The 25,355-nt window shown below is 57.9% G+C and carries 25 protein-coding genes and 1 tRNA gene; 8 read left to right on the top strand and 18 right to left on the bottom strand.

Features of this window, described 5'->3' with window-relative positions; genetic code table 11:
• The first annotated feature begins 7 nt into the window (after positions 1-7).
• Positions 8-241, top strand: a complete 234-nt coding sequence (locus tag ACR0I7_RS02250) for a DUF1289 domain-containing protein (RefSeq protein ID WP_480508001.1) — start codon at positions 8-10, stop codon at positions 239-241.
• 565 nt (positions 242-806) lie between these two features.
• Here ACR0I7_RS02250 and ACR0I7_RS02245 read toward each other — a convergent pair.
• From ACR0I7_RS02245 to dusA, 4 genes are read right to left on the bottom strand one after another with little or no spacing between them, the layout of a single operon-like run.
• A complete protein-coding gene (locus ACR0I7_RS02245) occupies positions 807-1,535 on the bottom strand; it encodes a SpoIIAA family protein (protein ID WP_480507999.1) in 729 nt (242 codons plus the stop codon).
• A 35-nt stretch (positions 1,536-1,570) separates the two neighbouring features.
• Positions 1,571-2,356 carry a hypothetical protein gene (locus ACR0I7_RS02240; protein ID WP_480507997.1) on the bottom strand — a complete coding sequence of 262 codons (786 nt, stop codon included), beginning with the start codon at positions 2,354-2,356 and terminating at the stop codon, positions 1,571-1,573.
• Positions 2,350-3,174: a sulfite exporter TauE/SafE family protein gene (locus ACR0I7_RS02235; protein WP_480507995.1), complete on the bottom strand. Its 825-nt coding sequence runs from the start codon at positions 3,172-3,174 to the stop codon at positions 2,350-2,352. The genes ACR0I7_RS02240 and ACR0I7_RS02235 overlap by 7 nt, the downstream gene beginning before the upstream one ends.
• A gap of 29 nt (positions 3,175-3,203) precedes the next feature.
• Positions 3,204-4,235 (bottom strand): tRNA dihydrouridine(20/20a) synthase DusA, encoded by a 1,032-nt coding sequence (dusA, locus tag ACR0I7_RS02230; RefSeq protein ID WP_480507993.1) that lies wholly within the window; start codon positions 4,233-4,235, stop codon positions 3,204-3,206.
• A 331-nt stretch (positions 4,236-4,566) separates the two neighbouring features.
• Here dusA and ACR0I7_RS02225 point away from each other — a divergent pair, with 331 nt between their 5' ends.
• Positions 4,567-5,565, top strand: a complete 999-nt coding sequence (locus ACR0I7_RS02225; RefSeq protein WP_480507991.1) for a LacI family DNA-binding transcriptional regulator — start codon at positions 4,567-4,569, stop codon at positions 5,563-5,565.
• Here the strand turns inward: ACR0I7_RS02225 and ACR0I7_RS02220 are convergent, their stop codons facing one another.
• Both ACR0I7_RS02220 and ACR0I7_RS02215 read right to left on the bottom strand, forming a co-directional pair.
• Positions 5,566-6,699 carry a Gfo/Idh/MocA family protein gene (locus ACR0I7_RS02220; protein ID WP_480507989.1) on the bottom strand — a complete coding sequence of 378 codons (1,134 nt, stop codon included), beginning with the start codon at positions 6,697-6,699 and terminating at the stop codon, positions 5,566-5,568.
• A gap of 38 nt (positions 6,700-6,737) precedes the next feature.
• A complete protein-coding gene (locus ACR0I7_RS02215; RefSeq protein ID WP_480507987.1) occupies positions 6,738-7,841 on the bottom strand; it encodes a Gfo/Idh/MocA family protein in 1,104 nt (367 codons plus the stop codon).
• A 115-nt stretch (positions 7,842-7,956) separates the two neighbouring features.
• On the opposite strand from ACR0I7_RS02215, the gene iolC reads away from it, so the two are divergent.
• The 4 genes from iolC to ACR0I7_RS02195 all read left to right on the top strand — a co-directional run bounded on the left by iolC (position 7,957) and on the right by ACR0I7_RS02195 (position 11,072).
• Positions 7,957-8,949, top strand: a complete 993-nt coding sequence (iolC, locus tag ACR0I7_RS02210) for a 5-dehydro-2-deoxygluconokinase (RefSeq protein ID WP_480507985.1) — start codon at positions 7,957-7,959, stop codon at positions 8,947-8,949.
• Between the two features lie 3 nt (positions 8,950-8,952).
• Positions 8,953-9,789 (top strand): 5-deoxy-glucuronate isomerase, encoded by an 837-nt coding sequence (locus ACR0I7_RS02205; RefSeq protein ID WP_480507982.1) that lies wholly within the window; start codon positions 8,953-8,955, stop codon positions 9,787-9,789.
• Positions 9,786-10,628, top strand: a complete 843-nt coding sequence (locus tag ACR0I7_RS02200) for a class II fructose-bisphosphate aldolase (RefSeq protein ID WP_480507980.1) — start codon at positions 9,786-9,788, stop codon at positions 10,626-10,628. The genes ACR0I7_RS02205 and ACR0I7_RS02200 overlap by 4 nt, the downstream gene beginning before the upstream one ends.
• Positions 10,629-10,703: 75 nt before the next feature.
• Positions 10,704-11,072, top strand: coding sequence for a hypothetical protein (locus ACR0I7_RS02195; protein WP_480507978.1), 369 nt, complete (start codon positions 10,704-10,706; stop codon positions 11,070-11,072).
• A gap of 112 nt (positions 11,073-11,184) precedes the next feature.
• Here ACR0I7_RS02195 and ACR0I7_RS02190 read toward each other — a convergent pair whose 3' ends face one another.
• From ACR0I7_RS02190 to ACR0I7_RS02140, 11 genes are all read right to left on the bottom strand, one after another.
• Entirely contained in the window at positions 11,185-11,394 is a 210-nt protein-coding gene (locus tag ACR0I7_RS02190) for a hypothetical protein (protein ID WP_480507976.1), read from the bottom strand.
• A gap of 115 nt (positions 11,395-11,509) precedes the next feature.
• Positions 11,510-12,268 carry an SDR family NAD(P)-dependent oxidoreductase gene (locus ACR0I7_RS02185; protein ID WP_480507974.1) on the bottom strand — a complete coding sequence of 253 codons (759 nt, stop codon included), beginning with the start codon at positions 12,266-12,268 and terminating at the stop codon, positions 11,510-11,512.
• The gene (iolB, locus tag ACR0I7_RS02180) at positions 12,265-13,071 is read right to left on the bottom strand and encodes a 5-deoxy-glucuronate isomerase (protein WP_480507973.1); all 807 of its coding nucleotides are present in this window, start codon (positions 13,069-13,071) and stop codon (positions 12,265-12,267) included. Before iolB ends, ACR0I7_RS02185 begins: the two co-directional genes overlap by 4 nt.
• Before the next feature lie 25 nt (positions 13,072-13,096).
• Entirely contained in the window at positions 13,097-13,996 is a 900-nt protein-coding gene (gene iolE, locus ACR0I7_RS02175; RefSeq protein WP_480507971.1) for a myo-inosose-2 dehydratase, read from the bottom strand.
• The gene (iolD, locus tag ACR0I7_RS02170) at positions 13,993-15,825 is read right to left on the bottom strand and encodes a 3D-(3,5/4)-trihydroxycyclohexane-1,2-dione acylhydrolase (decyclizing) (RefSeq protein WP_480507969.1); all 1,833 of its coding nucleotides are present in this window, start codon (positions 15,823-15,825) and stop codon (positions 13,993-13,995) included. The genes iolE and iolD overlap by 4 nt, the downstream gene beginning before the upstream one ends.
• 115 nt (positions 15,826-15,940) lie before the next feature.
• The gene (locus ACR0I7_RS02165) at positions 15,941-16,759 is read right to left on the bottom strand and encodes an ATP-binding cassette domain-containing protein (protein WP_480507967.1); all 819 of its coding nucleotides are present in this window, start codon (positions 16,757-16,759) and stop codon (positions 15,941-15,943) included.
• Between the two features lies 1 nt (position 16,760).
• Complete coding sequence (locus ACR0I7_RS02160; protein WP_480507965.1) at positions 16,761-17,873, bottom strand: ABC transporter permease; 1,113 nt, start codon at positions 17,871-17,873, stop codon at positions 16,761-16,763.
• 75 nt (positions 17,874-17,948) lie between these two features.
• On the bottom strand, positions 17,949-18,890 hold the full coding sequence (locus ACR0I7_RS02155; protein ID WP_480507963.1) for a sugar ABC transporter substrate-binding protein: 942 nt from the start codon (positions 18,888-18,890) through the stop codon (positions 17,949-17,951).
• 126 nt (positions 18,891-19,016) lie between these two features.
• Positions 19,017-20,030 (bottom strand): inositol 2-dehydrogenase, encoded by a 1,014-nt coding sequence (iolG, locus tag ACR0I7_RS02150; protein WP_480507961.1) that lies wholly within the window; start codon positions 20,028-20,030, stop codon positions 19,017-19,019.
• Positions 20,031-20,577: 547 nt separating this feature from the next.
• Complete coding sequence (gene lipB, locus ACR0I7_RS02145; protein ID WP_480509687.1) at positions 20,578-21,258, bottom strand: lipoyl(octanoyl) transferase LipB; 681 nt, start codon at positions 21,256-21,258, stop codon at positions 20,578-20,580.
• Positions 21,259-21,273: 15 nt separating this feature from the next.
• Positions 21,274-21,933, bottom strand: a complete 660-nt coding sequence (locus ACR0I7_RS02140) for a DsbA family oxidoreductase (protein WP_480507959.1) — start codon at positions 21,931-21,933, stop codon at positions 21,274-21,276.
• 144 nt (positions 21,934-22,077) lie between these two features.
• Between ACR0I7_RS02140 and ACR0I7_RS02135 the strand changes: the two genes are divergently transcribed.
• Positions 22,078-22,164, top strand: a tRNA-Leu gene (locus tag ACR0I7_RS02135).
• A 600-nt stretch (positions 22,165-22,764) separates the two neighbouring features.
• Here ACR0I7_RS02135 and ACR0I7_RS02130 read toward each other — a convergent pair.
• Positions 22,765-23,181 carry an HIT family protein gene (locus tag ACR0I7_RS02130; protein ID WP_480507957.1) on the bottom strand — a complete coding sequence of 139 codons (417 nt, stop codon included), beginning with the start codon at positions 23,179-23,181 and terminating at the stop codon, positions 22,765-22,767.
• A 395-nt stretch (positions 23,182-23,576) separates the two neighbouring features.
• Here ACR0I7_RS02130 and ctaD point away from each other — a divergent pair, with 395 nt between their 5' ends.
• Positions 23,577-25,235: a cytochrome c oxidase subunit I gene (gene ctaD, locus ACR0I7_RS02125; protein ID WP_480507955.1), complete on the top strand. Its 1,659-nt coding sequence runs from the start codon at positions 23,577-23,579 to the stop codon at positions 25,233-25,235.
• Positions 25,236-25,355: the final 120 nt, after the last annotated feature.

The following is a 25,355-nucleotide window of genomic DNA, read 5'->3' as shown; positions in this document are numbered from 1 at the left end:
TGTGCTGATGACAAACATGGTTTGGAAACGGAACGAGGTCGAAAGCCCGTGCGTCCAGATTTGCGTCGTGCATCCGACCGAGCGCATCTGTACCGGCTGCTATCGCACCATTGATGAGATCACGCGATGGTCGAAGATGGACAGCAGCCAACGCGCCGAAATCATGCAAGACCTACCCAACCGCAAACCACAGCTGGCCAAACGGCGCGGCGGTCGTGCGGCACGGCTCAATCAAACTTGATCTGATAATCGTCTGCGCGACCATGGTCAGTGCCCCATAGTCCAAAGCGCTTATTTGTCTTCTTCGGACTTACGCTGCGCGCTCAACTCTGCCTGTAGGATAGTAGCAATCTCAGACCGGTTTGTTACGGTTCTATCTTGCTCGCGCAGCGGTTTCTTCAAGCGATCAGGTGTTGAAGCGTCGTCTGAACGCCTGAATGTGATCATCCGTATAAAATAGGTTACAAACCGCATCCGAAGTTTCCTATAACTGACAACCTTACATAGGTATCGGACCCTGCCCGAACCTTGACGACCGAAGGGTAACCCCCTCGAGCACGACAGGCTGCCCCTACGTAAACCTCAGATACAAATAAGAGAATATGGTTTCAGGGGGAAAACATGCATCCTTGCGTCATCTATTGCGTAAAAACTACAATACAGGTTTGTTCCGCGCGACTGTCAAACCTGCAAGCCGCAAAAGAAAAGATCAGTCCAAACTGCCCTGCACACCAAACCCCGACTTGGCGTGTTTTGACCTAACATCAAACAGATAAGATGCTCTGCAACCTCAGAGCATCAGGAGCTTACCCAGCGGCCAGCCAAGTTTTGGCGTTCTCAAATTCATCTGACGGAAAATACTGCGTTCGCGTGCCCAACACATGGCTGGCAACACGTTGCGCCATATGCTGCCAGGTTTTGTCGCCAACGATCGCAGCCCGGTCGAGCAGACCGATATGCCCGCGCGCCAGACGGAAATGGGCCGCCATTGCGGTCAGTCCTTGCCATCCATCGAACTCGCGCAGATCAATCAACAGACGAAACCCTTTGCGGTCGCGCAGCAGCGTATCCAGATCGAGCTCTGCCGTGCTGTAAGCCTCGGGCTCGACTTTGCCCATCATGCCAACCTGAATGCAGGGACCACCTAGATCGACAACATGAATGGCCCCCAGGGATTCACGAATCCACCGGCGCGCGGTTTCCAGCTCGGTCATCTCGAACACCTGAACCGGACAGGGCAGGATCGGCGCGGCCAGACGAATGCTGGTCTGCACCCAACCCTGATCAGCAACGACGCCGATCCGGTCAAAGCCGCGCCAGTGGCTGAGCCCCAGCTTGGTATCTGACCAGGCTGCGCCCAGATCATAGCCTTTGAATTCGGGTGACATGATCGCCAGCAACCGCACAGTGTCATGTTCGGCCAAAGCGGCCTCGATCGCGGGGACCAGAGTGGCGGCGTAATCGGCGCTGGTCACTTCGCCAGACAGTTCGACTTCGATCAGCGCACCGTCGGAATTTGTGTGAACGGTAATCATTAATAAAACCTCCAAAGCCTAAGAATGGCAGGAGGTTACGGGGATTCGCTCCATTCGGCTACACCGCCCGGACATTCGGGTCGGAAATAGACGATCATCCGCCCGTCAGACCCCGCAACCGCATTTTCGCCCCACGGCGCAACACCGTGCAGGCAATGACGATGCAACAGATAGGATTCCCCCGGACCCGCGGGCAGTTCGATGCGCGGGCAGGTCTCAAACACCTCGCGTCGCGCGGCCTGATAGATATCGGTCACATCAATCAGGCCAAGCGCGTCCGCCGGCGCATCGGCAAATGCGGCCCGAAACGCCGCCTGCATGATCTTCTGGCTCCCCTCCCACAGTACCATGGGCGCGGCATCAGCGCTGGCATCATTCAGGGGAATGCCCAGTATCCAGGCATGGGGCTCGTCCACATGCCGGCGCCGGTCGACCCCGCTTGGGCGCAGCCCGTCCACATGGGCGGCATCCCGTTTGGCGCGATAGCGGGCGCCTGCCTCGCTCTCACCACGCCTTGGCTGTGGATAGCCCGGATAGATCACCGAAACCTGCCCTTTGTGCAACGCATGCAGGCCAAGATGTGCCGAGATAAAGTCGATCGCCTGCCCTGCCAGAGCCTCTGAACCGGCCACCCTGCCCTGCGGATCGTTGTCCAGAGCGTCTACTCCGATGAACCAGGTGCCGTCGCAATCATGCCAGTCGGCATGGGCTGGGTCTGTCACAGACGCCTGTGCAACCGGCAGCGCATGCACGACCCAATCCTCCAACACCGGGTCAAAGGGAAACCTGATCCAGCCTTTGTCCCAAAATTGTTTCACCACCCCAAAGCCCTTCTGAGCATGTTCAACGCCACAAGCGTCAGGAACACCGCAAAGACCCGTTTGAGGGGCTTGGGGTCCATCGCATGGGCCAGTTTGACGCCCCACGGGGCAGTGATCATCGTCATCGCAATGACAATACCAAAGGCGATGATATTAACGGCCCCGATGGTAAACGGAGGCCGATGATCCGCTGCAATGTCGAGAAACAGAAACCCAAGCACCGACGGAACCGCGATGATGACGCCAAACCCGGCGGCCGTTGCCACGGCACGGTGAATGGGCGTGTTGTAAAGGCTCATCAACGGTACGCCAAAACTGCCGCCCCCAATGCCCATCAATACGGAAAGAAACCCAACCGAAGGGGATAGAGCAGCCCGGCGCAGCCCCTTGGGCATCGCATCGCCCAACCGCCACTCGGCCCGGCCAAAGCCCATATATACGCCGATCACAATTCCCAGAATGCCAAAAAGGGCCTGCAACACCTCGGTCTGCAGGGCAGAGGCGACCAAGACCCCAAGCACGGCCCCGACAATGATCCCTGGCCCCCAGCCGCGCAGAATATCCCAGTCCACCGCACCTTTTTTGTTGTGGCTGAGAACCGACCTGACCGATGTCACGATGATGGTCGCCAGAGACGTCGCGATGCACATCTGCATCAATTGCGGGCCGCCATAGCCCAGCGTCTGAAACGCATAGAAAAAGGCCGGTACCAATACAATCCCGCCGCCGACACCCAGCAACCCGGCCAGAACCCCGGCCAGCGCCCCGATGGCAAGCAAAAGGCCTAACATCTGGGCCAGCAACATCAACTCGGTCATACTCCCCCCTTAACCGGCCTTGGGCCTTATCAAACCGCGCGCTCCACCTGCATCTGCGCGGTGACGCAGTCCAGTGCCTGCAACAGCAGCTCGGGACCAGCGTGATCCCGTACAGCCCCCTCGGACAGCATTCTGCGCCAGGCCCGCGCACCGGGCCGCCCGGCAAACATGCCCAACATATGCCGCGTGATCTGGTGCAAACGCCCGCCGTTGACAAGATGCCGGTCGATATAGGGCACCATCTGCCGCACAACCGCGACCGGATCGCTGGTCTGGCCGGTTCGAAAGATCAGCGGATCGGCCCCTGCCAAAACGTCCGCAGGCTGATGATAGGCCGCGCGTCCGATCATGACACCGTCAAGCCCGGCATCCAGATGCTCTGCCGCTTGTGCAAGCGATTTGATGCCGCCGTTGATGGACAGATGGAGGTCAGGGAACGCGGCCTTCATCCGATGCACCAACTCATAATCCAGCGGTGGGATATCCCGGTTCTCTTTTGGGCTTAGCCCCTGCAGCCATGCCTTGCGTGCGTGAATTGTGATCCGCGTGCAGCCAGCGGCGCGCATGTGATCCAGAAACGCGGGCAGAACCTGCCCGGGATCCTGGTCATCCACACCGATACGGCATTTGACGGTCACCTCAACATCCACGGCGCTGCGCATCGCATCCACGCATTCGGCCACCCGCACCGGGTCTTTCATCAGCACCGCCCCAAACGTGCCCGATTGCACCCGATCCGACGGGCATCCACAGTTCAGGTTGATCTCATTATATCCGGCATCCGCCCCCAGCCGCGCCGCCTGCGCCAGCTCCTGCGGATCAGAGCCGCCAAGCTGCAACGCGACGGGATGTTCCTCGGGGCTGTAGTCTAGTAAATGCATCGCCCCGCCGCGCACCAGCGCGGGGGCGGTCACCATTTCCGTATACAGCAGCGCCTTCGCGCTGAGCAGCCGGTGCAGATAACGACAATGGCGATCCGTCCAGTCCATCATCGGCGCAACTGAAAGGCGGGCTGCCGCGTATGCTGCTGATTTTATGTCGTTTTCCGTGATGATCGTCATCTTCACTTTGCCTATCTTTGCCCTCCTAGATCCCGGCCTGTCCTATGGCGGTGATCGCAACCGAAGCAACGCTACGGGGCCAATACCTTGAGCGTCGAACAACAGGCTGTGTGGCACAGATTGCGGATAAAAAGAAGGGGCCACTTCCTGCAATATGCCGCCTGCAACCCGGTTAGTAGACGGGGCGCACCAGACCCCGCGCAAAACCCGGAGCGATCCCGATTGCACCCACACTTGCAACCGATTGCAACTTTTTGCGCGAAATGCGAAGTTGTTGCATGATGAATACCGCAAGAAACAGTCCCGCCCGCCCTGTCAAAGGTCCCCTGCCGTGAGCGTCACCCTGAAAGAAGTCGCGGCCCTCGCCGGCGTCTCGCGTTCGGCCGTGTCCAGAACCTTTACCGAAGGCGCGTCGGTTTCGGCCAAAACACGCAACAAGGTCGAAAAAGCCGCCAAACAGCTGGGTTATAGCCCCAATGCGCTGGCATCGTCTCTTACGACCGGGCGGACCAAGCTGATAGGGTTGATTTCCAACAACTTTCACAACCCGATCTTCCTTGAGGTGTTTGACCAGTTCACACGCGCCTTGCAGGAGCGGGGCCTGCGCCCACTTATCGTCAACCTGACGGATGAAACGGAACCTGCAAACTCGGTCAGGATGCTGCGGCAATACTCGGTCGACGCGGCCATTGTTGCCTCATCCACCCTGCCGCCCAGCTTTGCAAAGGCGTTTCATGATGCGGGTGTCCCGGTTGTGCATACGTTCGGCAGGTCGGCAACCTCACCCGAGGTCCATGTCGTCGGGATCGACAACACGGAATGCGGGCGCATGGCCGCACGCGAACTGCTGGCGCGGGGATATACGCGCGTCGGTTATCTCGGGGGGCCAAAAGACGCGACTTCGTCACGAGACCGGCATCGCGGGTTCAGCGATGAGCTGAAGAACCATCCTGATATCGAGGTGAGCCACAGTTTTGCCGCCGCTTATTCATTCGAAGCGGGTCGTGCCGAAATGCTGCGGCTGCTGAAAGGCACCCCGCAAGAGGCGTATTTCTGCGGTGATGACATCCTCTCGGTTGGGGCGTTGTCGGCGCTTGCGGACCACGGACTGAAACCCGGTCGGGATATCGGGATCATAGGCCTGAACGACATGGAAATGTCCCGCTGGGAGAGCGTTCAACTGACGACGATTCACCAGCCGATCAAGCAGATCATCACATCGTCAGTGGATCTGATCGAGGAAATGCTGAAAGAGCCTCAGCGCTATCCCGAGGCCCGCATTTTTCCATGCCGAGTGATCGAGCGGGACACGCTGCGGCCCCGCCTTTAGTCAGCGAAACATCGGCGGCCGCGCGTCTTTCCACGCACCGTCTTCGCGCCCCGACGCGACAGCCGCATGAACTGCCGCGATTGAGCGTACGCCATCCGATGCGTTGGGCAACCCATCGCGCGTCTCGCCCCGGATCGCATCGGCCAGATCGCAATAGATGTTGGCAACCGCCAAGGGAAACCCCTCGGGATGCGCAATGGCAACACGTGACAGCCGTTGTGCATCTTCGTGCAGACCGCCCTCACCCTTTTCGATGATCTGTGTGCGCCCGCCAACAGGGGTGTAGATCAATTGGTTCGGCTGTTCAGACGCCCAGCGCAGGCCGCCGGTCTCTCCGAAAACCTGAATGTCAAACCCGTGCTGCCGCCCGATCGCAACCGACGATGTCCAGAGCCGCCCAACGGTACCACCCTCAAGCCGGAAATTGACCATCGCGTCATCTTCCAATTCGCGGCTGGCAATTGTCGAGGCCAGATCGGCGGACAGCTTCTCGACCTCATCGTCGCAGATAAAACTGGCCATATGCAGGGCGTGAATGCCGCAATCGGCGAACTGCCCCGATACCCCCGCCATCGCCGGGTCATAGCGCCAGCGCACCCGCGGGTTGTCAGCATCCGTTGCATCACCGTGATGCCCATGGCTGAAATTGGTCACAACCAGCCGCACCTTGCCAATTTCCCCGGCGCGCACCATGGCCCGTGCCTGACGCACCATCGGATAGGCCGAATAGCAATAGTTCACCGCGCAGATCTTGCCCGACGCCTTCGCGACGCGCACAATCTCTTCGCCCTCTTCGACATTCATGGTCATCGGTTTTTCACACAGCACGTTGAACCCGGCCTCAAGAAACGCCTTGGCAATCTCGAAATGCGTAGAATTCGGCGTCGCAATCGTGACCAGATCAACCCGATCCGCACGGTCGCGTTCTCCGGCCAACATCTCCTGCCAGTCGCCATAGGCGCGATCCGCAGCTACGCCCAGTCTTTGAGCGTACTCCTTGCCAACCTCCGGGCGATGATCCAGCGCACCTGCAGCAAGTTCGAACATGCCGTCGGCCAATGCCCCCAACCGGTGTGCAGGGCCAATCTGACTGCCCTCTCCGCCACCAATCATGCCCCATTTCAGCTTTGCCATGGTTCTTGTCTTTCTTCAGTAATCGTTTGATTTTGTGATCAGAAATCGCTGATCTCTTGCCATTGCTGTTGCTCGGACGAGGCAAGCGCCGCCGCCAACACGCGATTAACCTCGTGCCCATCGCGAAATGTTGGCCAGATGGCTTCACCCGTATAGATCGCCTGCAGGAAATCCTTGGCTTCGATGATAATCTGATCCTGATAGCCCGTGCCATGCCCCGGCCCCAGGCAGAAGGGTTCGTAGTCAGGATGCGCCGGGCCGGTCAGGATTTTGGTAAAACCGCGTTCAGCTTCGGGCCCTTCGCGGCGGTAGAGCCAGAGGGCATTCTGATCCTCCTGATCGAACCGAATGGCCCCTTTGGTGCCGGATATTTCATAGGCATAGCCCATTTTGCGCCCTGTCGCGACGCGGCTGAAATAGAGATTGCCCATCACGCCGCTCTCAAACCTGCACATCATCTGCGCATGATCATCATTTGTCACCTCGCCGCCGGGCCGGGTGCGATGCACGGTTTCGACATCTGCCATGACCCGCGCGATTGGTCCGATCAACGCCATTGCGCCGTTGACCATATGCGGAGCAAGATCGCCTATCGTGCCATTCGCCATACCGCTTGTCCGCCACGTGGCCGGGGCGTCAGGATCGGCATAAAAGTCCTCAGTATGCTCGCCGCGGAACCAAGTCACATCGCCGATTTCACCACCGGCAATCAATTGGCGCGCATATTGGCTTGCTGGCGTACGGATATAGTTGAAACCAACCATATTGACCGCACCCGCCGCCTCAGCAGCAGCAACCATGGCGAGGCTATCCTCCAGCGATGCGCCTAAGGGTTTTTCGCAGAACACGGGCTTGCCCAGCGCAAAGGCCGCCTCGGCGATCTGGCGGTGGGTTTCCTGCGGTGAGGCAATGACGATGGCTGCGATGGCCGGGTCGTTCACCAACTCTCGCCAATCCGCAGTCGCGCGTCTGAAACCATAGGCCGCGCGATACCGCTCGGCGCTTTCAGGGCTTGACGCGCATATCATTTCAAGGCGGGGCCTGAGGGCCGTGTTAAAGACAGCGCCCACTGCGGACATCGCGACCGAATGAGCTTTGCCCATATAGCCGCCACCGACGATTCCAATTCCGATTTCAGACATTTGCAACGGCTCCGAACATATTATTTGCAACCGGTTGCAAAATCAGTATCGTGTGAATCGATTTAACGCAAGGTCCAACCGACTTTGCAGACCTCAATTTACCGGAGGAACCGAGTTGAGCGCGCTGATAGACGGTATCAAAGGAAATCGGTTTGCCGTTTTCGGACGCGCGGGCATGGATATGTTCGCCGACCCCGTTGGCGTGAAATGCGAACACGCCGAAAGCTTCCGTTCCGATCTTGGCGGATCGTCGGCCAATATCTGCGCGGGTCTGGTCAAGCTGGGTGGTCAGGCATCGCTGATCACCTCAGTCTCGGACGACGCGGTTGGCCGCTTTTGCCTGAACCGGCTGCATCACTATGGCGTCGACACCTCATTCATCAAGGTGATCGGCGGGGAATACCGGATGTCACTGGCGGTCTATGAAAGCACGATGGATGACTTCCAGAACGTGATTTATCGCAACGGCGCCGCTGATTTTCAGGTCACCGAAGAGGATATGGACCGCGTCGATTACAGCCGGTTTTCGGCTGTCATCTCAGCAGGCACCGTATTTGCCGCCGAACCTTCGCGCAGCGCCACGTTCCGCGCCTTTGAAAACGCGCGGCAGGCGGGCCTGCCGATCATTTTTGACATCGACTATCGCCCCTACAGCTGGCCCTCGGCCGAGGTCGCAGCGGATGTTCTGTCACGCGCGGGTGAGGCCAGCGATCTGATTGTCGGAAATGATGAAGAGTTCGGATTTATGGCTGGCGGCATCGAAAAAGGGTTCGACAAAGCCAAAGAGCTATCTGAGAAACCGGGCCGGATCGTCATCTACAAGCAGGGCGAAAAGGGCGCTATCACGCTGGCAGATGGTCAGGAAATCAAAACCGGCATCTACCCGGTCACTGCCGTCAAACCCAATGGCGCGGGCGACAGTTTCATGGCGGGGCTTCTGGCCTCGATCGCTGCGGGGCATTCGCTTAAAGATGCGGTTATGCGCGGCTCCGCCTGTGCTTCGATCGTTGTATCACAACCCGGTTGCGCGCCGGCCATGCCCATCACATCAGAACTGGATGCCTTTCTTGCATCCCATCCGGGTCCGACATCGGCCCCACAGGAGTAAACCATGCATATCGCGCCTTTTGACAATCAGAACAAACCCATCGTTGATAGCGACGACCCGACAGTGCCGCTGAATTATTTCAACATCGTCAAACTGAAAAAAGGCGAGGCATTCGAGTATCAGGTTCCGGGCTACGAGACCTGCATCGCGCCCGCGACCGGCAGCGTCGACGTTGACGTTGAGGGGGTACAGTTTCCCAAACTGGGCAGTCGGGGCGAAGACGTCTGGGATGGCGAGCCCGAGGGGGTCTATGTTCCTGTCGGTGCCAAGGCGCAGATGGTATGCGTGTCTGATGACGCCGAGGTTTTCATCGCAGGCGCGAAATATGACAAGGTGCTGGATCCGTTTGATGTGCGCGAACACGATCTGGTTCAATACGGCAGCGACGACACCAAAACCCATCGCAAAATCAAGCACATCCTTGGCCAGAAGCAGCATGATAAAGTCGGCAGGCTGCTGGTGAGTGAGTTGTTCACCGTTGGTCAGGGCGGCTGGTCCGGCTTCCCCAGCCATAAGCACGACACCAACCGTCTGCCCGATGAATCGCGCCATGATGAGACCTATAATTTCCGGTTCAAACCCAATTGGGGCTCCGGTCTGCAGATGCTGCAGCGCGAGGACAACGAACCGGGCGACGCGTATCATATCGTCGATGGGTCGACCGTCTGCATCGACAAAGGCTATCACCCGTGCTGCGTTCTGCCGGGGTATGAGATGTACTACTTCACCATTCTGGGCGGTCTGAGCCAGCGTTCGCTGGTGCAGTATTTTCAGCCAACCCATGCCTATCAGATCGAGACTATTCCAGGCATCAAAGACATGATCGCCAAGTTCAAATGACCCTAGCTACACTCTCCGACGTTTTGCGACCCGCTTATCAGCAGGGCTATGCCGTGGCTGGTCTGGTGACATTGGGCTGGGAAGACATGCGCGCTTATGTGGCCGCAGCCGAGGCGGAAAACGCACCCGTCATTCTGCAAGCGGGCCCAAGCTGCCGGGAACACACGCCCCTGCCCGTTCTGGGCATGATGTTTCGGCATCTGGCCGAAAACGCATCGGTGCCCGTCGTGGCGCATCTGGATCATGGCTATACGTTTGAGGAGTGTAAAATCGCGCTCGACAGCGGGTTCACATCGCTGATGTTCGATGGATCGCGCAAACCCTTGCAGCAGAATATCGACGAAACTGCCGCGATTGCCGAAATGGCCCGTGCGGCGGGAATTTCCTGCGAGGGTGAGATCGGCTTTGTCGGCTATTCCGGCGGAGAAGGCTCGAGCGGCACCGACCCAGATGAGGCAGCGCAATTTGCAAGGGAAAGCGGTGTGGATGCGATGGCAGTCTCGGTCGGGAACGTCCATCTGCAACAAAAGAAAGAAGGCGGTCTGGACGAAGATCGCATTCGGCAGATCGATGCGGTGACCGATGTGCCGCTGGTGATCCATGGCGGGTCCGGCGTGCCGGTGGAACAGCGCACGCGTTTGGCGCGTGAGACCTCAATCTGCAAGTTCAACATCGGAACCGAGCTGCGCATGTCATTCGGTAACGCGCTGCGCACCGCCGTGAACAGCGACCCAGACCGGTTCGACCGCGTGACGATCCTAAAAGAGACACATGACCCGGTCGAGGCTGCAGCACGCGCTGTGATCCGAGCCTTTGGCGCGCCACCGCAAATCGGTTGAAACAGCTTGTCTTAGCCCTTTGAAACAAAAAGGTATCTCCAAACTTTTTACACATTCCAGCGCTACCCTAATACTATGAATAAAAATGCCGAACAGAATGTGGAGCATTTGCTACGCGGCATTTCGACGAATCATGTTGAGACCGTGCGAGACGCATGGCGAGCGCTTTCACAAAACAGCGAAACTTCTGTTCCAGCCGTTGAGGGGAAACTCGCCTCCTCTGCATGGCAAGACAATCCACCCGGACCTTTGCCCAAGTATTTTGGCATCCTGCTTGCGCTGCTGAGTGAACTGAACAAAGAAGCGTTCCAACAAGAGATCATCAGGCTTCAAAAAAGAAAAACTGCATCCGGTTCACCGCAGAACTCTCGACCTGTTAGCCAAACGTCTTGCGGACAGGCCAGCGGCTTATATTGCCGAGGGCATCCCGGTTTTTATTGCTGATGAAGTTGCTGACCCAGACAGGAGTGTTCAGAACCTGAAGCGATGGAGTAGAACCAAAGGGCTGTCACTGGACAATGTAACCCGAATAGATGTGATCGTCCGCGGCTCCGATTTACATTACTTGGGCAAGTATAATCTGTTTTTCTCGGGCATCATACTGACCCAGCGCTCTGAACACGTCAGGGGCATCCGCAGATGGTGGGAAACCCTTCAGGATGAAGTCACCTTCTATCACGAGGTTGGGCATCACGTTCTGGGACACAGTGAAGGTGGCCAAGTGGCCGAACAGGAAAAAGAAGCAGACGCCTTTTGCTCGGTCCATGCTCCGAAAGTCGAGGCCTGTTTTTACTCTGATCGGTCAAACCCTTCTCTGGCTGCTGAGACCAATACTCAAACCTCTGTTGGCGCATCGCAAGAGCGATGAACGCCGCGAAGTCCTAGATTGACCCACCTTCGACCATGAAATTCCCAGCACTGCACATGGCGGAATCGCCCGAGGCCAGAAACAGCACCATCCGGGCCACATAGACCGGTTCGACCGGATCCGGCAGGCATTGGCGGTCGACCTGTTTGGCAAGTGCCTCAGGCGTGACCCACAGCTCTTTCTGGCGTTCGGTCATGATCCATCCCGGTACTACAGTGTTGACCCGGATGCGGTGATCACCCAGCTCACGCGCCATGGTTCGGGTCAGCCCATGCACCGCTGATTTTGCGGTGGCATAGGCCGGAAAACCTGCGCCCGCCTCCCACCAGGAGTTCGAGCCGATGTTGATGATCGAGCCGCCTTGGTTCTCGATCATACCGGGCGCCACCGACTGGATGGCGAAAAACATATGACGGATATTGGTCGCCATCCTTTCATCCCAATATTCCGGCGTAACCTCGCGCCAGTCGTGCCGGTCATCATGAGCGGCATTATTGACCAGTACCTGCGCATTTCCCAGCTCACCGGTCAGTTGATTAAGGGCGGCGCGCAACGCATCGATGTCCCGCAGATCGCAATGAGCAAACGCATGCCCTTCGCCAAGCTCCCGCAGTAAAGCCTCACCCGCGTCCTGATTAAGATCCACAAAGCCCACTCTGGCCCCCTGCTGGACAAAGGCCCGCACGGTCTCGGCGCCGATGCCAGCCGCGCCGCCTGTGACAAAAACGGTTGCGCCGTTCAGGCTGGGGTAGTTTGCAAAAAAGCTCTTCACTTATCCCGCTCCATAATCCACTCGACCTCTGGGGCCGCCACGAAACGCCATTTCCGCAGTGGTCCAGCCATGACGTTCAGGTAATACATCTCGAACCCATAAGGCGCGCCGCAGGGATGATGACCGCGCGGGACAAGGACAACATCGCCATCTGCAATGGCCATCGTCTCATCCAGCTGCCCATCATCCGTATAGACACGCTGAATGCCAAATCCATTCGCCGGGTTCAATCGGTGGTAGTAGGTTTCCTCCAGATAGGTGATGCGGGGGTAGTCATCCTCGTCATGACGATGGCTGGGGTACGAGGACCAATGACCATCGGGGGTGAAAACCTCGGTGACCAGCAGGCTGTCGGCGTAGTCCTCAGCTTCCATCGCTATGTTGTTGATATAGCGCGTGTTTGCACCCTTGCCGCGTTCGGTCAGGGTGATGCCCTCGGGCCCGATCCGCCGCGCCGCGTGGCCCCCGTTGCCGGGGGCCGAGCAGACGGCCAGCACGCAATCCGTCTGGGCAACGGCCTGCCAATCGGTACCGTTCGGCAGATAGAGGCAATGCGGCGGGGTCTTTTCAAACACGTTCATGCGGTCGCCCAGAATGCCCCAATCCTGCCCGGCCCCGGTGATCTGGGCCTTGCCCTCGACCATCACCAGGATGACCTCTCGGTCACCGGTCGCCTCAGCAGCCCGTTCGCCCGCACGCAGGTGGTAGAGGCCAAAACCGACATAGCCCCACCCGGCATCGTCAGGCGAAATGTCATGCACCTTGCCCCGCGTTCCAACAGGTTTCCTGAGCAGATCAGACATCCTTCACCTCCTGCTGAGCGGTTTGCTAGGCCGTGATCTCCAGCCCGGCTGCAGCGCAGACCTCAACAATGTGGTCATAGCCTTTCTTGGAATACTCAAAGGGCGGTGCCTTGGCCGGGTCCTGCTCGGCCTCGACCACGATCCATCCGTCGTACTCCATCGCCTTGAGCGCATTGGCGACGGCCTGAAAATCGATGCAGCCGTCGCTGGGCACCGTGAAGGCACCACCAATGACCGCATCCAGAAAGCTGCCATCTTTCTCTCGGGTCTGCTGAACCACATGTGGGCGGATATCTTTGAAATGGACATGCTGGACGCGATCCCCCCAGCGGTTCAGCGTCGCCAAGACATCGCCTCCGCCAAACAGCAGGTGTCCGGTATCAAAACACAGGTTCACCTCGGGGCCCGAACCTTCCATCAGCCAGTTCACATCATCTTCGCTTTCGATGATCGTACCCATGTGATGGTGATAGGCCATTGGCATGCCCTGATCTGCCATCCATTTGGCCAGTTCGGTGATCTTGGCAGCGTAACTTCTCACCTCGTCCCTGGACAGTTTCGGGCGGTTGTTGACCGGCGTTCCCGCTTGCGTCTGGATGGTGTTTGAGCATTCCGCATAAACGATGCAGGGGCTGTTCAGCGCCACGAACTGCTCGACCTGTTCGCGCACGGCCTCACGCTCGGTCGCAAAGTCGTTCAGCAGCGATGCCCCCGAACACCACCCGCCGCACAGCGCAATGTCGTTCCCATCCAGATAAGCACGCAGTCCCTCGGTATCGCTAGGCATACGCTGGCCGCGCTCTACGCCGGTATAGCCGATCTCACGCGCCTCTTGCAGCGCTTGTTCCATCGTGTAGGCCGCCGTCAGATCGGGCAGATCATCGTTTTGCCATGCGATCGGAGAGATGCCGATTTTCACGCTCATTTCGTGTTTCTTTCCTTGATGGCAACTTCATAGGCCGCGCGTTTTTTATTCACTTCGGGGCGGATGCTGACCTCGGGGACTGCAACCTCCCACCAAGTGCCGCCATATTCGGTTGAAGGGTATGGGTCTGTGTCGATCACCACCACATAGGGGCCTTTAATATCACTGCGCTTCGCTAGCGCCTCTTCAAGCTCGGCAATTGAGCTGACCTTGACGCTGGTCGCGCCCATCGAGGCTGCATGTGCCGCGAAATCGATAGCCGAGGGCGTTTCATGTGCCGCATGATCCAGCAGGTTGTTAAACTCGGCCCCGCCAGTGCCCATTTGCAGCCGGTTGATGCAGCCAAAGCCGCGATTATCGGTGATCACAACCGTGAAGGTGATGCCCATCATGGCGGCCGAGGCCATTTCCGAGTTCGCCATCATATAGGTGCCGTCGCCGGTAAAGCAGATCACGTCACGCTCGGGCTGCGCCATCTTGATGCCCATTGCACCAGCGATCTCATACCCCATGCAGCTAAAGCCATATTCCATGTGATAGGCACCGGGACGCGGCGCCTTCCACAGCTTGTGCAACTCCCCGGGCATGGTTCCGGCTGCGCACATCACAACGGTATCGTCATGGGCCGCGCGCTGCACGGCCCCAACCACCTGCATATCGGTCGGCAGAGCGTTGCCGTCCTTGGGTGCATCGGTCAGGGCATCCACCTTGTCGAACCATTCGGATTTGAGCGTCGTCGAAACAGGGTCCGCCTGATATCCGCTCAGTGCGGCGCCCAATTCATCCAGCCCGACCCGGGCATCGGCCTGAAGCGGTGTTGCGCCATGTTTTTCAGCATCATAGGCCGCAGTGTTCAGGCAAATGATCTCGCGGTTCGGGTTAGAGAACAGCCCCCACGACCCCGTTGTGAAATCCTGCAGCCGTGTGCCAACGGCCAGAACCACATCCGCCTCACCGCAGGTTGCATTTGCAGGCTCACCCCCCGTCACGCCAACGGGCCCGAGGTTCAGCGGATGATCCCAGGCCAGCGCCGATTTGCCCGCCTGTGTCTCACAGAGGGGGATGTTGTGCGTCTCAGCAAAGCTTTGTAGCGTTGCGGTGGCATCGGAGTAATGCACCCCGCCCCCTGCAATGATAACGGGCCGTTTCGCCGATTTCAGCGCAGCTGCAGCGCGCGCCAGCTCTCCCTCATCCGGGCGGATACGGCGCTGGAACCAGACGCGGGGCTCAAAGAAACTCTCAGGATAGTCATAGGCTTCGGCCTGAACATCCTGACAAAAAGCCAGCGTCACCGGACCACAATCTGCCGGGTCGGTCATTATGCGGAATGCGCGCGGCAGTGCGGTCAGCAGATGTTCGGGGCGGCTGATCCGGTCATAATACCGGCTCACCGGGCGGAAGCAGTCATTGGCGCTGACGGTGCCATCGCCAAAGTTTTCAATCTGCTGCAACACCGGATCCGGCCCCCGTGTCGCAAACACATCGCCAGGAATGATCAGCACCGGCAGCCGGTTCACATGTGCCAGCGCCGCAGCCGTGACCATATTCGTGGCCCCCGGCCCGATCGAAGACGTCACGGCCATCGCGCGCCTGCGCCCCATCTGCTTGGCATAGGCAATAGCCGAATGCGCCATGGTCTGCTCGTTATGACCGCGATAGGTTGGCAGGCTGTCTTTGACGGCGTGCAGCGCCTCGCCCATACCGGCCACGTTGCCATGACCGAAAATGGCCCAGACGCCCGCGACAAACGGCTCTCCGCCCTCGTTCATCTGCGCCCCAAGATAGCGCACTAAAGCCTGCGCTGCTGTCAGTCGGATTGTCTTGCTCATCATGATCCCTTTCAACAGGACGCCAGTCCGGGCGATCCGTTGGTTTTCACATTTCCGAAGATTTCAGGTTGCCCCGCAGGGCCATAGTCAAACGATTTGAACGCTGCGGCCCGCTTCAGACGGTACCGCCCAGCGATCCTTCAAGCTCGGCCAGTTCCTGACCACCGGCCATCAGGTCTTGCAGCTCTTCTGGCGTAATCTCTCCGCGTTTTGCGGTTCCCAGCGTCTGGCCCCGGTTCAACACCGTGAAACGATCTCCAACCGCCAGCGCATGGCGTACATTGTGGCTGATGAAAACCACACCCACACCTTGACTGCGCACCTTGTCAATCGTGGCCAGCACGTTTGACGTCTGGCGCACCCCAAGGGCCGAGGTCGGCTCGTCTAGGATCAGTATCTTGGCCCCAAAATGCACCGCGCGGGCGATGGCGACCGTCTGACGCTCACCCCCGGACAAGGTGCCCACGGCCTGATCGGGGCCACGCAGGTTGATACCCATCTTGCGCATCTCTTCCATGGTCACTTCATCAGCAAGCTTTTTGTCGAAGAAGTTGATCCCGGCCACTTTGCGTGTCGGCTCGTTGCCCATAAAGAAATTTCGGCTGACGCTCATCAGCGGGATCATTGCCAGATGCTGGTGAACCGTCGCGATCCCGGCGGCAATCGCATCGCGTGGGTCTTCGAAATGCATCGGTTTGTTTTCAAAGAAAATCTCACCTGCTGTGGGTTTATGCACCCCGGACATCGTTTTGATGAAGGTCGATTTCCCCGCACCGTTGTCCCCCAACAGGCAGTGGCATTCACCGGGCTTGAGATCAAAGCTGACCCCCGCCAGCGCGATCACCGAACCAAAGTGTTTCTGGATGTCGACCATCCGGATAGTCGGTTCTTTTTCCTGCGCGTCGCCGTGATGGAATTTGGTATCTTCGGTCATCTCAGCGTTCTCCTGTGATGATACGACGAATATAGGTGTTCAGGATCACCGCACCCAGCAGGATCACACCCAGAAACACCCGGAACAGAGAGCTTTCGACCCCGGCAAAGAACAGCCCCTGCTGAACCACACCAAAGATCAACGCCCCAAGTGCTGCACCCAGAACCGAGCCGTAACCACCGGTCAACAAAGCGCCACCGATGACCACCGCGATGATGGCCTCAAACTCTTTCAGCAATCCACGGTCCGCGCCTGCCGATCCAAACTCCATCACCTGACAGGTGGCAAAGACCGTGGCGCAGAAGGCCGTGAACATGAACATCAGAACCTTGACCTTGTTCACTGGCACACCCGAATTCCGCGCGGCTTCGGCATCGCCGCCCGCCGCAAAAATCCAGTTTCCAAACTTGGTCTTGGTCAGCAGAATATGACCAAAAATAATAAGTACGATGGCCCAGACGATCAGCATGGGAATGCCGTCAACGACGGGTTGCCCTTCGCGCGTGCCACGTTCAAACGTCGCGATGATGCCGTTATCCCCCAGCCAGACAAAGACCCCTTGCAGAATCTTGCCACCAAAGATCGGGGCCAGCCAGTCGCCTTCGGAGGCATCGCGAATGCCACCAATGATCGTTTTGTTTTCAAACGTTTGCGGCAGATAGATGGTAAAGCCCCGAAGCACAAACAGTGCCGCAAGCGTCACGATAAAGCTGGGCAGCCCTGTGCGGATCACAATCCAGCCGTTAAAGGCACCGATCAGCATGCACAGGATGAAGGTCACAATGATCGAGACCCAGGCCGGCCAGCCCAGGATCACCAGAAAGATGGCAATCATCATTCCGGCGAAACCGATCATCGATCCAACGGACAGGTCAAACTCGCCCGCAATCATCAGCAGGCAGGCGCCAACGGCGATAATCACAAACTGGGCCGAAACCGTTCCCCAGTTCATAACGCCCTGCGCATTAAACATGCCAGAGTCGGCAGCGAACAGCAGGAAAAAGGTAAAGACGGCGACGGTGCCAACGATCCCACCCAGCTCAGGGCGGATCAGCCAGCGGCGCAGCGCCGACATTTCCTTGACGCGTTCGTCAGCAACTTGGGTGGTGGACATGAGGTGTCTCCACGATCTGAATAGTGCAGCGGGAAAAGAGGATGGCGCGCAGCGGCGCGCGCCATCCCAGATGGATCAGCGGAATTCGCCCGCGTGTTCCTCGACTTTTTCAAGGGCGTCTGCGGTTACGAAACCGGGGCCCGAGTTGATGTTGTTGCCCGGCAGCACACCATAGCGATGGTAGTTCGTCAGGATCACAACCGGCAGATAGGCCTGCAGGAAGGGCTGTTGGTCGATGCCCCACTGAATGGTGCCATCCTTGATGCCTTTGACGATTTCTTCACCCAGATCGAAGGTGCCGAAATAGATATCACCGGCCATGCCGTTTTCTTTCAGCGCGGCAACGGTCGGATCAGCCGAGACCGGACCCAATGTCAGGATACCATCGGTTTCAGGGTTGGCAGACAGATAGGCCAGAACCTTGTTCTTGATTTCAGCCGGGTCTGTGCCGCTATCAAGCATCGCGTCGCCCAGTTCCACGCCCAGACCATCGGCAAAGCCACGGCAGCGCTCGGCCACGGTGGGCTGCTGAATCGCGTGATTCACGCACAGGAATTGGGTAACACCGTCGCCTTTGGCACGGATACCAGCCGCTAGGCCCGCATCGTATTCCGGCTGACCGACATACATCAGCGCACCAATCTCGCGCGCCTGATCCGGTGTACCGGTGTTCATGATGATGACATCAATACCGGAATCGACCGCCGCTGAGATCGGGCCCTGTAGCACGTCATAGTCCGCCAGCGTCGTAATGATACCGTCGGGGCCGGATGCTGCCGCCTGATCGATGATCCGGGCCATATCAGCAATGTCGCCGGTCGGCGGATTGCGGTATTCAACCTCAACGCCCATCTGATCGCCCGCAAGCGCGATACCGTTTTTGATCGTGTTCCACCAACTGTCACTGTCGGGCGCGTGGCTGACAAGAATGTATTTCTCACCTTCCGCTGCGGCCCCCGTGGCACCGGCCAGAGCAACCGCACTGGCCATCAGAGCGCCTTTGATCAGCATTTTCATCTTCATTCCTCCCATTAGTTCAGTTGTTCAGTTCGCTTTCTGATGCGGGTTGGACCCCTCGTCTTTCGGCTCTGCCGAATCTGCCGCCCCGCAAAGTCGGGACAAACTCAGTTTCCGTATATCGCGTCATTTTGCAACCGGTTTCAAAATTTCAGCGAGCGCGACAGCTTCACCTGTACGTGCCGAACGTGTTGCCGCCTCCGCCATTGCAAGCGCGGCTACTCCGTCTGAAAGGGTCACCGGCAATGCCGCCTGAGAGGTCAACACATCAACAAATGCCGCCCATTCTGCCCGGAAGGCCGCCATGTAGCGTTCCAGAAAGAAGTAGGTCGGTTTGGCACTGATGACACCGTCCGAAGCCGATTTCACGACGGTGTTTTCAAGCACATTTTCGGCCTGCAGCATCCCCTTGGACCCCAGCAACTCGATGCGCTGATCATAGCCATAGGCCGCGCGGCGCGAATTGCGGATCACTGCCAGCTGCCCGTCCGCGTAAGTCATTGTGATAATGGCCGTGTCAACGTCCCCTGCCTCCGCGATGGCTGGATCGACCAACGAGGTTCCGACTGCAGCAATGGTTTCCGGCAATGTGCCCATGACGAAATTGGCCATGTCAAAATCGTGAATGGTCATGTCCCGAAACAGCCCGCCGGAAACTTCTACATAGCTGATTGGCGGCGGCGCAGGATCGAATGAGGTGATCGAGAGCATTTCGCGCGCGCCGATCTCACCCGCATCCGCCGCCGCTTTGAGCGCCGCAAAGTTAGGGTCAAACCGGCGGTTAAATCCAACCATGACCGGCATGCCTGTGCGGGATGCAGCCTCCTGACAGGCCATCGCGCGCTTGAGGTCGAGATCGACCGGCTTTTCGCACAACACAGCCTTTCCGGCTGCGGTCGCCGCCTCGATCAGGTCAGAATGCGTATCCGTCGGCGTTGCGATCAGAACTGCATCGATTGAGGGGTCGTTGATAATCTCTTCCGACCCCCGCGCGTCAGCCTGATACTGGCTTGCCAGGGCTTCCGCGCTGTCGGCGAACGCGTCAGACACCGCACTCAGCCGCGTCTGGGGATGGGCTGAAATTGCGCTTGCATGAACTTTGCCGATCCGGCCAGCGCCAAGCAATCCGATCTGGAGCATAGAAGGTCCTCGCGTCTCGATTGGATGGCAGCATGTTCTTTTTTGCAACCGGTTGCAAGATATTTTATCGAAGGCTTCCAAAACGCATGTGTTTGGCCGGAAAACTCCCGGTCCGGCAAACCCTGAGATGGGCGCGCTAGCGCTGGCCCTTCACCCGCTTGTCGCCGCTCTGTTGGCTTTGAACGCCTGGGATCGTCAATGCGCGCCCTGCTGGAGCAAACCGGGGCGCCGAAAGCGGTTAAAGGGCACGTTCCCAACAAGGAAATACCTAATGCCTTAAACAGGTTACAATGATCGAGAGCGCATAGGAATGAGCCAACCAATAGCCACTCCGAGCGACGTAACCGCCCCGCCCCAACTCCTCCGCCGCCAGATCGCAGCCCGGAATCGATTGACGCAGAAGACCAATGGCGACAGGAACACAAAACGACATTCCGCAAAAGAAAGCCTCGCCCCTTCGATCCGTGTCAGAAATCTGCTGGTCCGGCGTCATTCGCTCTGCTAGCACACGCGGCAACCGTCTGCGCGGTGCCGCTCTGGCAGGAACCTAAGCGCTTGCGGCCTCAAACGCCTGCACAAATGTCTTTTTTAGCGCAACATCCAGATCAGCCATCGTCACCGGCAGCCCCAGATCGACCAGCGACGTGACCCCGTGTTCGCGAATGCCGCAGGGCACGATCCCTGAGAAATGTTCAAGATCGGGTTCCACATTGATCGATATGCCGTGAAAACTGACCCACTTGCGCAGCCGGATGCCGATGGCCGCGATCTTATCCTCAGCCGGTTGTCCTGTGATGGTGGGCGGTTTGTCGTTTCTCTGCACCCAAACGCCCACGCGCCCCTCGCGAATCTCACCGGTCACGTTGAATTCCGCAAGGGCAGAGATCACCCAGGTCTCAAGCTGCTTAACAAACAGTCTGATATCCTGGCCGCGCTTTCCAACATCCAGCATGACATACACCACACGCTGCCCTGGGCCATGATAGGTATATTCACCGCCCCGTTTGCTTTTGTAGACCGGAAAACGGTCGGGATCGGTCAGATCCTCGGATCGCGCCGAAGTACCCGCTGTATAAAGCGGCGGATGTTCCAGCAACCAGATGCATTCATCCGCCTCTCCGGCCGAGATCGCGCGCGCGCGCTCCTCCATAAAGGCGACGGCCGCTTCATAGTCGACCAATTCGTCAGAGATTTTCCATTCCATGGAAGCCTCATACTGCGCTTGCAGGGCTGGTGAAAGTGGTCACGCGGCCTCAGCTACGCAACGCTGCAGCACTTGCGCATAGGTTTCTGCACCCTGCGCGCCTGTTAGCAAGTATTTGCCACCAAAGACCATCGACGGAACACCCGATATCCCGCGGCTTGTCCAGAACCGCTGTTTTTCCCGAACAGGGCCCACATGAGCCCCCGACGACAGCGCAACCTGCGCGGCGTGTGCATCCAACCCCACCGCCCCGACGACATCAAGCAGGACATCGGAGTCCGAGATATCTCTCTGATCGGTGAAATAAGCTTCAAACAGCGCCAGTTTCAACTTGTGCTGGTCGCCCTGCCCCTCGGCCCAATCCAATAGCTGATGAGCTGAAAACGTATTTACGATGCGGCTGTCTTCATCGAAGTTGAATACAAATCCCAACTCAGCCCCAAGCGCACTCAACCGATCGCGCACCTGTTGGCTTTGCTCGGCGGTCGAGCCGTATTTCGCCATAATATGCTCTCGCAGATTCTGACCTTCGGCGCCCATTGCGGGGTTCAGCTCGAAGGGATGCCACCGAATGCGCGCCCGAAGATGCTGCTGATCAAGGGCCTGATCCAACTGGCGAAATCCTACTATGCACCACGGACACACAATGTCCGAAACAATATCAATTTGCACGACGGTGCGTGAGTCTGAGGATGTCATCTGAAGCTCCTGAAGCGGGTGTGGCTGCCAGCCTGTAGACGTTACAGATATTCAGCGCGCCCGAGAATTCAAATGGGCGTGTTTTTGCCTCTTCACATCCCACGCTTCACCGTCTATACGCCGCTCTACCAAGTCACAGACAGTGCGGTCGTGGCGGAATTGGTAGACGCGCAGCGTTGAGGTCGCTGTGGGGTAACACCCGTGGAAGTTCGAGTCTTCTCGACCGCACCATTTCACTTTTTGACGTGAAGTCCCGTTAAAAAATACAGATACTTATAGGGTTCGACGCCAGTATTGACGGTTGTGTTTCTTGTCGAGGTTCTCTTGGTCCAGCGATGCGTGCATTAAACGAGCGCACAGCTCATCCGATCAGACCGACCGGTCGACATTTTTTGACGAGCGCGAAAAGGGAGGCGCTCAGCCCAGCGTTTTGCTTGGCCGACATCCTGTTAACCCGCACCTGCCTCGCGCTCACGCCCCTGAGACGCGTTTCGGGTAGGTGACGCTAGGGCAACGACAATCCGGCGCCCAGCTCAGCTCTGTTTCGCAAAAACGCCGGGATTCTGCATGATTTAAGGTTAATTCGGCCAAAATCGCATGCGATCACCACAGCGCGCGCCTTTCAGCCTATTATATGATGACCGTTCAAAAGTGAGTGGTGTCTTACTATTGGTGATCTCGGGCGTAGCCTGCGAAATCCGATAAAAATGTTTGGTGGAAATTCTGCCGTTCCGACCTCAAATCGGGACGGCAATTTCATTCTGGCGGATCAGCTGGAGCAATGGTGATCAGATCGGCAACCACGTCAATCACCGCGATCCAGACCACAAGTCAGGTCAGAGCCGCTTTGATCTTTTCCGCCTGGCCAGCGATTACATCAAAATCGCCCATGTTTCCGGGCGGGCGCATCGAAACTCCTTCGTAGCGCGGCAGGATGTGAAAATGCAGGTGAAAGACCTCCTGCCCTCCGGCGGCTTCGTTGAATTGCTGAACGGTAACGCCATCTGCCTCAAACGCCTTCACCACCGCGCGTGACAGCAGCTGAACCGTCTTCATGACGGCCGAAAGCTGTTCGGGCGAAGCGTCCAGCATATTTCGGCATGGCGTTTTTGGGATGACCAGCAGATGCCCATCTGAGCGCGGCATGATATCCATAAAGGCCAGTGTCTCATCATCCTCGTAAACCCGTGTCGAGGGGATTTCGCCCCGCAGTATCTTTGCAAAGATGTTTTCAGGATCGTAACTCATGTCTCGCCCTCCGTGCTGCCGCTGCACATGTTCTTGCGGCCCAACGGGCGAAGGTCAAGCAATCATGGTCAACTGATTTACCTCCTGGATTCAGATTTCAGGCCAGCCCTAATGTCTGGTGCACGGCTCGGAACCGCCCCCAATGCCGGGATTCTGTGAAGCGGGCGCAGCGGGACGACCATGCTAAGGCGAACTGATAACGACCCTCGACACCCCTTCAACACGCGTTGCGGGCACCGGATTTGAACACCCCGGTTCAAGAGGGTGCGGCTATTTATCTTGATCCAGATCAAACTCGACCATTGAAGGTCGCCCCCTCGCATTCTAAAACCAGCAGGAATCCCGCGCGTTGGAGAGGTCCAACTGCGCGGTAGAATTGCAACAGGAGGCACCTAATGGCAGACGCAGCCATTCATGGTCACGATCATGAAGACCAGCGCGGGTTCTTTACCCGCTGGTTCATGTCGACCAACCACAAGGATATCGGGATTCTGTACCTGATCTTCTCGGCACTCGCCGGTCTGATCTCGGTGTTGATGACCGTCTACATGCGGCTCGAGCTGATGCACCCCGGTGTTCAGTATATGTGCCTCGAAGGCTTCATGGCCGATCCGTGTACCCCGAATGGGCACCTGTGGAACGTGATGATCACCTATCACGGTGTTCTGATGATGTTCTTCGTGGTCATTCCGGCTCTGTTCGGAGGATTTGGCAACTATTTCATGCCGTTGCAGATCGGCGCGCCGGATATGGCGTTCCCGCGGATGAACAACCTGTCCTTCTGGCTGTATGTCGCCGGTACCTCGCTGGGTGTGGCCTCGCTGCTGAGCCCGGGTGGCAATGACCAGCTCGGCTCGGGCGTGGGCTGGGTTCTCTACCCGCCGCTGTCGACGACCGAGGGCGGCATGTCCATGGACCTTGCGATCTTCGCCGTACACGTATCGGGCGCCTCCTCGATTCTCGGCGCGATCAACATGATCACCACCTTCCTGAATATGCGTGCCCCGGGCATGACCCTGTTCAAGGTGCCGCTGTTCAGCTGGTCGATCTTCGTCACTTCGTGGCTGATTCTGTTGTCCCTGCCAGTTCTGGCCGGCGCGATCACCATGCTGCTGATGGACCGCAACTTTGGTTTCACCTTCTTCGACCCGGCTGGTGGCGGTGACCCGATCCTGTATCAGCACATCCTGTGGTTCTTCGGCCACCCGGAAGTATACATCGTGATCCTGCCCGGTTTTGGCATCATCAGCCACGTGATCGCCACTTTCGCGCGCAAGCCGATCTTCGGTTACCTGCCGATGGTCTGGGCGATCATCGCAATTGGCGTTCTGGGCTTTGTCGTCTGGGCGCACCACATGTACACCGTTGGCATGTCACTGCGTCAGCAGGCTTACTTCATGCTAGCCACGATGGTCATTGCGGTTCCAACAGGCGTTAAAGTCTTCTCGTGGATCGCGACCATGTGGGGTGGCTCCATCGAGTTCAAAACCCCTATGTTGTTCGCCTTCGGCTTCCTGTTCCTGTTCACCGTTGGTGGCGTGACCGGTGTGGTTCTGTCGCAGGCGGGCGTGGACCGTGCCTATCATGATACCTACTACGTGGTGGCACACTTCCACTATGTGATGAGCTTGGGTGCCGTCTTTGCGATCTTTGCCGGTGTCTATTTCTACTTCGGTAAAATGACCGGTCGTCAGTACTCCGAGTTCTGGGGCAAGGTTCACTTCTGGCTGTTCTTCATCGGCGCTAACCTGACCTTCTTCCCGCAGCACTTCCTGGGCCGTCAGGGCATGCCACGCCGCTATATCGACTATCCTGAAGCTTTCGCTCAGTGGAACTTTGTGTCGTCGATTGGTGCATTCGTCAGCTTCACCTCGTTCCTGCTGTTCTTTGGCATCGTGATCTACGCCCTGCTGCGTGGCGCGCGTATCACTCAGAACAACTACTGGAACGAATATGCCGATACACTGGAATGGACCCTGCCCTCGCCGCCGCCTGAACACACGTTCGAGCAGCTGCCTAAGCAGGAAGACTGGGACAAGGGCCACGCGCACTAAACCCAGATCAACCCAAACAGGAAAGCCCCGCATCATGCGGGGCTTTTTTGTATTCGGAGTCTATCCTGACTTTATTTCAATCCTCGACCTCTTATTATCCGCAATCAATTCGTCGACCGA

The organism is Ruegeria sp. AM1 (genome assembly GCF_056540745.1).
Note: the sequence above shows the minus strand (reverse complement) of the source record. Positions and strands in the feature narration are given on the sequence as shown.

What these genes read in the sequence shown, in the direction of transcription:
- ACR0I7_RS02250 (WP_480508001.1), top strand. Translation starts at nt 8, where the DNA reads ATGACAAACATGGTTTGGAAACGGAACGAGGTCGAAAGCCCGTGCGTC.
- ACR0I7_RS02245 (WP_480507999.1), bottom strand. Translation starts at nt 1,535, where the DNA reads ATGATTACCGTTCACACAAATTCCGACGGTGCGCTGATCGAAGTCGAA.
- ACR0I7_RS02235 (WP_480507995.1), bottom strand. Translation starts at nt 3,174, where the DNA reads ATGACCGAGTTGATGTTGCTGGCCCAGATGTTAGGCCTTTTGCTTGCC.
- dusA (WP_480507993.1), bottom strand. Translation starts at nt 4,235, where the DNA reads ATGACGATCATCACGGAAAACGACATAAAATCAGCAGCATACGCGGCA.
- ACR0I7_RS02220 (WP_480507989.1), bottom strand. Translation starts at nt 6,699, where the DNA reads ATGGCAAAGCTGAAATGGGGCATGATTGGTGGCGGAGAGGGCAGTCAG.
- ACR0I7_RS02215 (WP_480507987.1), bottom strand. Translation starts at nt 7,841, where the DNA reads ATGTCTGAAATCGGAATTGGAATCGTCGGTGGCGGCTATATGGGCAAA.
- ACR0I7_RS02205 (WP_480507982.1), top strand. Translation starts at nt 8,953, where the DNA reads ATGCATATCGCGCCTTTTGACAATCAGAACAAACCCATCGTTGATAGC.
- ACR0I7_RS02200 (WP_480507980.1), top strand. Translation starts at nt 9,786, where the DNA reads ATGACCCTAGCTACACTCTCCGACGTTTTGCGACCCGCTTATCAGCAG.
- ACR0I7_RS02195 (WP_480507978.1), top strand. Translation starts at nt 10,704, where the DNA reads ATGAATAAAAATGCCGAACAGAATGTGGAGCATTTGCTACGCGGCATT.
- ACR0I7_RS02190 (WP_480507976.1), bottom strand. Translation starts at nt 11,394, where the DNA reads ATGGACCGAGCAAAAGGCGTCTGCTTCTTTTTCCTGTTCGGCCACTTG.
- iolB (WP_480507973.1), bottom strand. Translation starts at nt 13,071, where the DNA reads ATGTCTGATCTGCTCAGGAAACCTGTTGGAACGCGGGGCAAGGTGCAT.
- iolE (WP_480507971.1), bottom strand. Translation starts at nt 13,996, where the DNA reads ATGAGCGTGAAAATCGGCATCTCTCCGATCGCATGGCAAAACGATGAT.
- iolD (WP_480507969.1), bottom strand. Translation starts at nt 15,825, where the DNA reads ATGAGCAAGACAATCCGACTGACAGCAGCGCAGGCTTTAGTGCGCTAT.
- ACR0I7_RS02165 (WP_480507967.1), bottom strand. Translation starts at nt 16,759, where the DNA reads ATGACCGAAGATACCAAATTCCATCACGGCGACGCGCAGGAAAAAGAA.
- ACR0I7_RS02160 (WP_480507965.1), bottom strand. Translation starts at nt 17,873, where the DNA reads ATGTCCACCACCCAAGTTGCTGACGAACGCGTCAAGGAAATGTCGGCG.
- ACR0I7_RS02155 (WP_480507963.1), bottom strand. Translation starts at nt 18,890, where the DNA reads ATGAAAATGCTGATCAAAGGCGCTCTGATGGCCAGTGCGGTTGCTCTG.
- iolG (WP_480507961.1), bottom strand. Translation starts at nt 20,030, where the DNA reads ATGCTCCAGATCGGATTGCTTGGCGCTGGCCGGATCGGCAAAGTTCAT.
- ACR0I7_RS02140 (WP_480507959.1), bottom strand. Translation starts at nt 21,933, where the DNA reads ATGACATCCTCAGACTCACGCACCGTCGTGCAAATTGATATTGTTTCG.
- ACR0I7_RS02130 (WP_480507957.1), bottom strand. Translation starts at nt 23,181, where the DNA reads ATGAGTTACGATCCTGAAAACATCTTTGCAAAGATACTGCGGGGCGAA.
- ctaD (WP_480507955.1), top strand. Translation starts at nt 23,577, where the DNA reads ATGGCAGACGCAGCCATTCATGGTCACGATCATGAAGACCAGCGCGGG.